At 72.2% G+C, this 9247-nt stretch carries 9 protein-coding genes; 6 read left to right on the top strand and 3 right to left on the bottom strand.

What is annotated here, in order from left to right; all coding sequences use genetic code 11:
* Positions 1 to 267: 267 nt before the first annotated feature.
* The 4 genes from STBA_RS28080 to alaS all read left to right on the top strand — a co-directional run bounded on the left by STBA_RS28080 (position 268) and on the right by alaS (position 6275).
* On the top strand, positions 268 to 1188 hold the full coding sequence (locus STBA_RS28080; RefSeq protein ID WP_077061872.1) for an ABC transporter ATP-binding protein: 921 nt from the start codon (positions 268 to 270) through the stop codon (positions 1186 to 1188).
* Between the two features lie 59 nt (positions 1189 to 1247).
* A complete protein-coding gene (locus tag STBA_RS28075) occupies positions 1248 to 2066 on the top strand; it encodes an ABC transporter permease (protein WP_077061871.1) in 819 nt (272 codons plus the stop codon).
* A 25-nt stretch (positions 2067 to 2091) separates the two neighbouring features.
* Positions 2092 to 3339 carry a sensor histidine kinase gene (locus tag STBA_RS28070; protein ID WP_077061870.1) on the top strand — a complete coding sequence of 416 codons (1248 nt, stop codon included), beginning with the start codon at positions 2092 to 2094 and terminating at the stop codon, positions 3337 to 3339.
* A 281-nt stretch (positions 3340 to 3620) separates the two neighbouring features.
* Positions 3621 to 6275: an alanine--tRNA ligase gene (gene alaS / locus STBA_RS28065; RefSeq protein WP_077061869.1), complete on the top strand. Its 2655-nt coding sequence runs from the start codon at positions 3621 to 3623 to the stop codon at positions 6273 to 6275.
* 28 nt (positions 6276 to 6303) lie between these two features.
* Here alaS and STBA_RS28060 read toward each other — a convergent pair whose 3' ends face one another.
* The 3 genes from STBA_RS28060 to STBA_RS28050 are packed head-to-tail and all read right to left on the bottom strand — an operon-like array spanning position 6304 to position 8373.
* Positions 6304 to 6618 carry a 4a-hydroxytetrahydrobiopterin dehydratase gene (locus STBA_RS28060; RefSeq protein ID WP_077061868.1) on the bottom strand — a complete coding sequence of 105 codons (315 nt, stop codon included), beginning with the start codon at positions 6616 to 6618 and terminating at the stop codon, positions 6304 to 6306.
* 34 nt (positions 6619 to 6652) lie between these two features.
* Positions 6653 to 7174 (bottom strand): flavoprotein, encoded by a 522-nt coding sequence (locus tag STBA_RS28055; protein WP_077061867.1) that lies wholly within the window; start codon positions 7172 to 7174, stop codon positions 6653 to 6655.
* Positions 7171 to 8373 (bottom strand): helix-turn-helix transcriptional regulator, encoded by a 1203-nt coding sequence (locus tag STBA_RS28050; RefSeq protein WP_077061866.1) that lies wholly within the window; start codon positions 8371 to 8373, stop codon positions 7171 to 7173. Before STBA_RS28050 ends, STBA_RS28055 begins: the two co-directional genes overlap by 4 nt.
* A 99-nt stretch (positions 8374 to 8472) precedes the next feature.
* Between STBA_RS28050 and STBA_RS28045 the strand changes: the two genes are divergently transcribed.
* Positions 8473 to 9009: a hypothetical protein gene (locus STBA_RS28045; protein WP_077061865.1), complete on the top strand. Its 537-nt coding sequence runs from the start codon at positions 8473 to 8475 to the stop codon at positions 9007 to 9009.
* On the top strand, positions 9002 to 9202 hold the full coding sequence (locus STBA_RS28040) for a hypothetical protein (RefSeq protein WP_077061864.1): 201 nt from the start codon (positions 9002 to 9004) through the stop codon (positions 9200 to 9202). The genes STBA_RS28045 and STBA_RS28040 overlap by 8 nt, the downstream gene beginning before the upstream one ends.
* Positions 9203 to 9247 lie beyond the last annotated feature (45 nt).

Genomic DNA, 9247 nt, shown 5'->3' with positions numbered 1-9247 from the left:
AAGGAACCGTGGCCTCCGTCGGCCCGTTTCCGCACCCAGGGGTGGTTCCCCGATCCTCCGCGGAGGACAGATCCGGCTCCGAACCGTGGCCGGGGGCACAGCCGCCCCCGGCCACGGTTCGGCTGTCTCACCCGGGCGGCGGCGACATGGCTCCATGGCCGGGGAGCACCGTCGTACTACGCATCAACCGATCGGCTGATCACGCCGCGAGCCTGATGGGCGATGCGGCCGGGGCCCTCCGCGCGCGAATCTCGTGCCATGACGACAATGACGATGCACAGGGCGGTTCGCGAACCGATCATCGAAGTCAGCGATCTGCGCAAGACCTATGACGGCCGGGCCGTCGTCGACGGCGTCTCGTTCACCGTCGAGGAGGGCGAGATCTTCGGATTCCTCGGCCTGAACGGTGCGGGCAAGACCACCACCGTCGAGTGCATCGAGGGCCTGCGCGTCCCCGATGGGGGCCGGGTCCGCGTCGCGGGGCTCGACCCGATCGCCGACCACGAGGCCGTCACCCGCATCCTGGGCGCCCAGCTCCAGGAGAGCGCCCTCCAGCCCAAACTCACCGTGCGCGAGGCGCTGGAGCTGTATTCCGCCTTCTACCCGCGCCCGCTCGACTGGAAGCCCCTCGCCGAGCGCCTGGGCCTGACCCCCAAGCTCACCACTCGTTTCGGGAAGCTCTCCGGCGGCCAGAAGCAGCGGCTGTTCATCGCCCTCGCCCTGATCGGCAGTCCGCGGATCGTCGTCCTCGACGAGCTGACCACCGGCCTGGACCCGCGCGCCCGCCGCGACACCTGGGAACTGATCGAGGACGTCCGCGACAGCGGCGTCACCGTCCTCCTGGTCACGCACTTCATGGAGGAGGCGCAGCGGCTGTGCGACCGCATCGCCCTGATCGACAAGGGGCGGATCACCGCACTCGACTCACCTCACGGGCTGGTCGACCGCTCGCCGGGGTCCACGGTGATCTCCTTCACGCCCTCGACCCCCCTGGACAACGAGGAGCTGGCCGCGCTGCCGGCGCTCATGTCCGTCGAGCACAAGGAGAACCGCATCACGCTCAGCGGCACGGACGAGACCGTCAACGCGGTGATCTCGCTCCTCGTCCGCAAGCGCATCACGGCCCACCAACTGCGCGTGAGCGACGCCACGCTGGACGACGCCTTCCTGGACCTGACGGAAGTCTGACCGTCGGCGCCCGACCCCGACCACCCGTCCCACCGGCCCCGCCAGACTGGAGCTGCGCCATGACCGATACCTCGACCACCGAATCACCGACCACCACCGCACCGGCCGCCCTGGCCCCGGCGTCGTCCGATCGCCGCCCCACGGCCAGAGCGGCCGTACTGCGGGCCGAGACCCGGCTGTTTCTGCGCGAGCCGGCCAATCTCTTCTGGATATGTGTCTTCCCGACACTGCTGATGAGCATCCTGGGCTGCGTCCCGGCGTTCCGGGAAGCCGACGAGGATCTCGGCGGGCAGCGCCTCATCGACGCCTACGTGCCCGTGGCGGTGCTGATCGCCGTGATCGTGGCCAGTATCCAGGCGATGCCGCCGATCCTGACGACCTACCGCGAGATGGGCATCCTGCGACGCATGTCGACGACCCCGGTACGCCCGTCCAGCCTGCTGTCCGCACAGATGGGGCTCAACGGCGTCACGGGCCTGCTGTCGGCGCTTCTCGCCCTGGTCGTGGGCCGGCTCGCTTTCGACGTGGCGCTGCCCGACCAGCTGGCCGCGTACGCGCTGACGCTGCTGCTGGCCACGGCCGCCTGCCTGGCCATCGGGGCCCTCGTGGCCGCCCTGGCCGGCAACTCCAAACACGCGCTGGGCATCGGCTCGGTGGTCTTCTTCCCGGCCCTGTTCTGCATCGGCGTCTGGATTCCCGTGCAGACCATGCCGGAAGTCCTGGCCAATATCGTCGAGTTCACGCCCTTCGGCGCCGCCGCCAACGCCCTGAACCAGGCCGCCGCCGGCGACTGGCCCGACTGGTCCCACCTGGGCACACTGGCCGCGTGGGCCACGGTGCTGACGGCTGCCGCCATCCGCTGGTTCCGCTGGAAGTAGGAGAACGACCGTGCAAAGTGGGGGCATGGCGGAGACGGACCGCGAGCTCGAACGCCGTCAGGAGACACTGCGCAGGTGGGGGCCGTATGCGCTGCTGGGCGCCGGCACGCTCCTCGCGGCGACGGTGGCGCCCGAGCTGACGCCGACCGCGGCCGGACGGGGGACGGCCCTCGCACTGGTCGCCGCGGCTGTCCTGCTCCAGCTGTGGTTCGAACGGTCCGGCCGCGCCGGCCGGGACCCCGACATGGTCTCGGCGGGGTACTACACCGTGCGCTGGGCGCTGAGTTTCGCGCTCACCTGGGTGAACCCGTTCTTCGCGTTCTATGCGGCCGTGGGCTACTTCGACGTCAACGACCTGATCCCCACGAAACGCTGGCGCTGGCTCGGCCCCTTCGCCTGCTCCATCCCCCTGGCGGGGTCCCAGGCCGGCGGCATGCCGTTCCACGAGACGGAACAGTGGACCATGTTCGCCGGCCTGCTGCTGGTCAACAACGTGCTGCTGACCATCGTCAGCTACTTCGCCGAGCACGAGGAGATGCGGTCACGGACCCGCGCGGCCACCATCGCCGAGCTGGAACGCACCAACACCGCCCTCCAGCAGGCCCTCGACGAGAACGCCGCGCTCCAGGCCCAACTGCTCGTCCAGGCGCGGGAGGCGGGCATCGCCGACGAGCGCAGGCGGCTGGCCGCGGAGATCCACGACACCATCGCGCAGGGGCTGACCGGCATCATCGCCCAGCTCCGGGTCGTCGCGGGCCAGCCCGACCCGGCGGCGGCGCACGAGCATCTCGACCGCGCCTCCGACCTGGCCCGCCACAGTCTGAGCGAGGCCCGGCGCTCCGTGCAGAACCTCGCCCCCATGGGCCTGGCCAACGACGGGCTCCTCCCCGCCCTGCGGAAGACGATCACCCGGTGGGCCGAGCAGTACGGCACCCGCGCCGATTTCACCCTCACCGGCAAGGCACAGCAGCTGCACGGCGAGGTCTCGGCGACGCTCCTGCGGATCACGCAGGAGGCGCTGTCGAACGCGGCCAAGCACGCGGCCGCCTCCCGCGTCGGCGTCACGCTCAGCTTCATGGACGGCGAGGTGGCCCTGGACATCCGCGACGACGGGCGCGGCTTCGACCCGCGGGCGCTGCCGGAACGTTCCGGTACAGGCGGCTTCGGACTCGACGGCATGCGGGCCCGCGCCGAACGCATCGCGGGCTCGCTCACCGTAGAGTCCCAGCCGGGATACGGCACGGCGGTGTCGTCCCGCCTGCCGCTGGTATGACGTGCACCCGGCAGGGCCCTCCCAAGCCCTGCCGGGAAATTGACGCGCGGGGGCGCCGGTGGGCGGTTACAGTCGGGCGTGTGCCGGTGCCGGTGCGTGCGACACCGGCGTGACCGGTCCAGCGAGAAGTGAGAAGTACGGAGTCATGGCCTTCACCGTGGGGACGCGAGCTATCTGCGTCGAGCCGGAGAACTGAGAGCGCCTCTCAGTCCCGTTCTCGGCCCGGCTCGGCGTGTGCACCGCTCCCCCGCTCACCGCGACTCCCGTGAGGCCGATCCGCCATGCGCTCGACGCAGATCCGTGACACCTTCCTCGACTTCTTCGCCGCCCGGGGGCACCACCGGCTCCCCGCCGCGCCGCTCGTGCCCGACGATCCCACCCTGCTGCTGACCAACGCCGGGATGGCCCAGTTCAAGCCGTGGTTCCTCGGCGAGACCGAACCCACCGTCCGCCGGGCCACCACCGTGCAGAAGTGCGTGCGCACCGTCGACGTGGAGAACGTCGGCCGCACCGCCCGGCACGCCACGTTCTTCGAGATGCTGGGCAACTTCTCCTTCGGCGACTACTTCAGGGCCGAGGCGGTCGCCTACGCCTGGGAGCTGCTGACCGAGGGCTACGGCCTGGACCCCGACCGGCTGTGGGTGACCGTGCTCGACGGGGACGAGGAGACGGAACGGCTGTGGCGCCGCACGGGCGTGCCCGCCGCCCGCATCCAGCGGCTCGGGCCGGCCGACAACTACTGGTCGATGGGGGTGCCGGGGCCCTGCGGCCCGTGCACGGACGTGACGTACGACCGCGGGCCCGCGTTCGGCCGTGCGGGCGGCCCGGCCGTCGACGGCGAGCGCTACGTCGAGCTGTGGAGCATCGTGTTCATGCAGTCGCGGCGCGGCGAGGACGACGGGCGCGGCGGCTTCCCGGTGCTGGGCGACCTGGCCGCGCGCAGCGTCGACACGGGGCTCGGCCTCGACCGGCTGGCCGCGGTGCTCCAGGACGCGGAGAACGTCTGCACCACCGACCTGCTGCGGCCGACGCTGGCCGCCGCGGAGGAGCTGGCGGGGCGGCCGTATCCGGGGCGCGGCGAGGACCGGGTGTCCTTCCAGGTCGTCACGGAGCACGCCCGCACCATCGCGTTCCTGATCGCCGACGGCGTGCTGCCCGCGAAGGACGGCCGCGGCTACGTGCTGCGCCGCCTGATGCGGCGCGCGGTCCGCCACGCGCGGCGGCTCGGCGTCGACGAGCCCGTGCTGTCCGCCACGACGGCCTCGGTGATCCGCACCCTGGGCGGCGTCTGGCCCGAACTCACCGCGCAGGCCCCGCTGATCGAACGGGTCGTGACGGCGGAGGAGGAGTCGTTCGGCCGCACGCTCGCGCAGGGCACCCGGCTGCTCGACGCGGCGATCGGCCGCACCCGCGGGCAGCGGCGCGGCACGCTGCCGGGCGAGACGGCGTTCGAGCTGGCCGACACCTACGGCTTTCCGCTGGAACTGACCGTCGAGGCCGCCGGGGAGGCGGGCCTGGAGGTGGACGAGGACAGGTTCGCCGCGCTGCTGGCGCAGCAGCGGGAACGGGCCAGGTCCGGCGGCCGGGCACGGACCGCCGAGGCGCTGCGGCGGCGGGACGCCTACCGGGCGGCGGCCGCGGCGGGTGGTCGGACTTCGTTCACCGGCTACGACGAGCTGGACACCGAAACGGAGATCCTCGCGGTGCTGCGGGACGGTGCGCCGGTGCGGTCGGCTCCCGAGGGCTCCGAAGTCGAGCTGGTGCTCGCCCGTTCCCCGTTCTATGCGCGCGCCGGCGGCCAGATCGGCGACAGCGGAACGGTCCGCACCGCGTCGGGCGCGCTGGTGGAGGTGACGGACACCTGGCACGCGCTGGAGGAGCTGCGGGTGCACGCCGGGCGCGTGACGGCTGGCGAGGCGCGGGCCGGCGAGCCGGCGTTCGCGAGCGTCGACGCGCCCCGGCGGCGCGCCCTGATGCGGGCGCACTCCGCGACGCACATCCTGCACGCGGTGGTGCGTGCGACGTTCGGCGAGCATGCCGCGCAGCGCGGCTCGCTGGTCGAACCCGACCGGCTCCGCTTCGACTTCGCGCATCCGGGGCCCGTTCCCACCGAGCGGCTGACGGCGGTCGAGGCGGCCGTCAACGCGCACGTGCTGGCCGACCCCGCGGTGCGGGCCTGGTACGCGGACCGCGCCGAGGCCGAGGCCGCGGGCGCGCTGGCCCTCTTCGGCGAGCGGTACGGGGAACAGGTGCGGATCGTCGACATCGGCGACTTCTCACGGGAGCTGTGCGGCGGCACGCACGTGACGCACGGCGCGCAGGTCGGCGCGTTCCGGCTGCTGGGCGAGTCGGGCATCGGCACCGGACTGCGCCGGGTGACGGCGCTGACCGGACACGAGAGCCTGCAACAGGCGGACACCGAACGACAGGTGCTCGCGGAACTGACGGCACTGCTGGGGGTACCGGCCGCCGACGCGCCGCAGGCGCTGCGCGGCAGGCTCGGCACCCTGCGCACCGCGCAGGACCGGCTCGACCGCCTCCGCACGGCCGAACTACACAGGCACGCCGAACGGTTGGCCGACGGCGCCCGCCCACTCGACGGCGGCCGGCTGGTCGTGGCGCGCGTGCCGGAGGTGACGGCGCGCGAGCTGCGCGGCCTGGCCGCCGACACCGTCGGCCGACTCGGCGCCGGCCGTGCGGTCGTGGTGCTCGGCGCGGAGGAGAACGGCAAGGCGCTGCTCGCCGCGGCCCTTTCCCCCGACCTGCACGCGGGGGGCGCGCACGCCGGAGCGGTGCTCGCGGAGGCGGCGCGCACGGTCGGCGGCGGCACCGGAGGCCACGGCCCGGTCGCCGCGGCCGGGGGCCGCAGGCCCGAAGCACTCGACCGGGCACTCGACACCGCAAGCCGCACGGCCGCCGGCCTGCTCGGGGCGTGACGGGGGCACCGAACGGCGCCCCCCGCGCTCAGGCCGGGGCGGCGCCGTGCGCGGCGGCGAGGTCGTCGATACGGGCGGCAAGGTCGAAGTCGGCGGCGGTGAGCTTGTTCCCGGCGTCGTGGGTGGTGATGGAGAACCGGACATGATCCCACCGCAGGTCGATGTCCGCGTGGTGGCCGATCAGCCGTTCCACATCGGCGACATGCACGATGAGCGCGACACCACCGTGGTAGCGGATGCCGAACGCCCGGGTGATCGCATCACCATCGCGACACCACCCCGGCACCCCGGCCAGCCGCTCCCCGATCTCGCTCTCGCCCAGCGGTCGCACTGTCTCTGCCACGTCATCCCTCCCCGTTCAGGGGCCCTAGCGTTCGTCATCCCCTGGCGAGTGTGTCCAGCCCGGCTCTCCACGGGAAGCCGCCGTCATTGCCGCGCTTCGGCGGGTGCGGCTCCCCAGGGGCGAAGACCACCCGGACGCCTTGCCCACGCAGCGTCTCGACCGCGTGGCCAACGGCCGGCTGTGCGCCGAGCGCCGTGGACCAGAACGGCATCGCGACCACCGGCAGCCCCAGGTGCACGCCCTCGGCGGGCAGCCCGAGGGCAACCGTGTCGGTGATGCCTGCGGCCCACTTGCACGCACTGGTCGTAGTGAGCGGCGCGACCAGCATCGCGTCCGCACGCGGGAGGGCGTCGGTCTGGTGCGGCAGCTTGTACTGATCGCGCACCGGATGCCCGGTCAACTCGGCCAGCTCGGACAGCCGGGGCTCCCACCAACGCGCGGCGGATGGCGTGAGGATGAGGCAGACATCCCACCCGGCATCCTGCGCTACGCGAACTCCGGCATCGACATGCCGGGCCGGGCCCGCGGCGCACGCGATGAAGTACAGAATGCTCATGCGCGGAGTCCACACCGCCCGGCCAGACCGCGCAACTCCCCGCCGGGTGACGGCACCAGCACCAGCAGTTCCTTGACGACGCTGACGACCGCCGGCCGACGCACTTCCTCTGGCGCCAGCCGCTCGGCTTCCCCCAGCGCGGCGACAGCTTCTTCTCGGCGTCGAGTCAAGGCCAGGGCGCGTGCCTTCGTGACGAGGTGGCGGGCCTGACGCTCGCGGTGCACATGGGCCAGATTCTCGGGGGTAACCCGCCGCCCGGCCTCTACGGCAGCCCAAGCATCGTCGAGCCGCAGCAGAACATCCACCTCGTGCAGCGCGACATTGACGGAACCGAACGCGGTGAAGTCTTCAGCCTGCTCATCTCCCTGCTGATCCGCCACCTCGGCCGCCGCATAGATCCGATCCGTCGCGGTGGACACGGCTGCCGGGGACCGTCCGCTCCCGGACGCGCCGACTGCGGCCACGAGATACAGCATTCCCAACGTGGACAGTCCCGGCGTTCCGGCCCGTTCCAACACCGGCCGCAGCGCGTCGGCCTGGGTGGTGGCGTACTCCGTTGCTTCTGCATGGCGTTGCTGGTGGATCAGGCCGCGGGCAACCCGGCGGGAGGCCCCGCCGATGACGACGGGATCGCCGGACCGGGTCGCCGCAGTGAGCCCCCGGTCGGCGGCCAACACGCCCGGGGTGCACGAGAGGCTGCTGTACTTGAAGAGAAGACTCGCGGCCAGCTGGTAGGAACGGGAGAGGAGCGTCGCGCCTTCGGCACTTCCATCGGCGGCGATGTGCGCTTCGGCGAGCAAGCCGGGAAGTGCGCGAGCTGCCGCAGTGTAGTGGCAGGCGACCCACGCTTGGAACGCGAATGTGAGTCTGCGGTGCATCGCCGTGAGAGGGGAGGGCGAGGCCGCGGGTTCTCGGGCCGGCAGGTGATGCAATGCCTCGGCGAGCGCTGCCACTTCAACGGGGATCGGGGCATTGGCCGGTGCGGGAATTGGATTGAACACAAGTCGTTCCAGAGGGATGCGGAGTACTTCGGCTGCCCGCTGAAGCACGGACAGCCGCGGATCGGACTGCCGTTGCCCGCCTTCCCAGTCCTGGACCCATCGGCGGGATTGGCCCATCAGCCGACCAAATTCCGCCTGGGTCAGGCCACGGTGCTCGCGCCAGTAGGCGACCCGGCGGCCAACGCCTCCACTATTCATCGCTCCCCCTGCGGCCAGGGCACGCGCAGTGCGTGCTCACTCTCTGTTCTACCCCGCCTACGTTCTGGGCTGCAAGCAAACGACGGAGGAGCCACCCCGATGGTGATGATCGAGCACAGCGGGCAATCGTCCAGCGACCGCCCTGGCTGGTTGCCCGTGGAACGGAAGGGCAACGGGGGCACCCGCCAGCCAGCCAAGGAGGCTTGGACAGGGGATGACGCGGTGACCGCCGCTCACCTCCTGCCCGAGTGGTTGCCGCGCGAGGGTGTGGAGTCGTTGCCGTGTGGGCGGTGGTTCGAGGGGGTGCAGTTGCCGACGTTCGTCGGGCTGCGAGTGGTCAGCCGTCTGCGGGAGCGGTCGGGGCCGGTCGTTCAGGATCAGGTTGCCGATGTGCTGACCTGGCTGGTGCTGCCCGGTGCGGCGGAAGAGTGGGAGGAACGGGCGCCGGGAGTGGACATCGTGCGCGGGCCGCGGGTGCTGGCCGTGCCGCCCGCGGCGTGGTGTGAGGGGCCGTGGACGGGGGGCTCGGCGATCCGGTGGCTGATCGGCCCTACTCCGACGTGCCTGACCGATCCGCCGGTGCTGCTCGAAGCACTGCGGCACGTGCTCCCGCCACGGGGAGGCCACCGTGCCTGACACGCCGCTGCCGGTCCTGCTGATGGGACTTGACCTGGAACGGGACCTCTCGCCACGGCAGTGGGCCGGGACCGCCTGTGTACTGTGCCGGGCCTGGCTCGGCCACCGCCCCGGCGAACGCTCCCGCGTTCTGGCCACCGTGAACGGCCACCCGCTGCGCGCCTGCTCCCCGGCCTGCGGAGCAAGGCCGTGAACGCCGGGGTACTGGTATCCGTCGAAGTCGACGCCGCCACCATCG

The organism is Streptomyces sp. MP131-18 (genome assembly GCF_001984575.1).
Classification (GTDB): Bacteria; Actinomycetota; Actinomycetes; order Streptomycetales; family Streptomycetaceae; genus Streptomyces; species Streptomyces johnsoniae.
Note: the sequence above shows the minus strand (reverse complement) of the source record. Positions and strands in the feature narration are given on the sequence as shown.

Excerpts from the sequence above, each read along its gene's own strand:
- STBA_RS28080 (WP_077061872.1), top strand. The coding sequence starts at position 268 with ATGACGATGCACAGGGCGGTTCGCGAACCGATCATCGAAGTCAGCGAT.
- STBA_RS28075 (WP_077061871.1), top strand. The coding sequence starts at position 1,248 with ATGACCGATACCTCGACCACCGAATCACCGACCACCACCGCACCGGCC.
- STBA_RS28070 (WP_077061870.1), top strand. The coding sequence starts at position 2,092 with ATGGCGGAGACGGACCGCGAGCTCGAACGCCGTCAGGAGACACTGCGC.
- alaS (WP_077061869.1), top strand. The coding sequence starts at position 3,621 with ATGCGCTCGACGCAGATCCGTGACACCTTCCTCGACTTCTTCGCCGCC.
- STBA_RS28055 (WP_077061867.1), bottom strand. The coding sequence starts at position 7,174 with ATGAGCATTCTGTACTTCATCGCGTGCGCCGCGGGCCCGGCCCGGCAT.
- STBA_RS28050 (WP_077061866.1), bottom strand. The coding sequence starts at position 8,373 with ATGAATAGTGGAGGCGTTGGCCGCCGGGTCGCCTACTGGCGCGAGCAC.
- STBA_RS28045 (WP_077061865.1), top strand. The coding sequence starts at position 8,473 with ATGGTGATGATCGAGCACAGCGGGCAATCGTCCAGCGACCGCCCTGGC.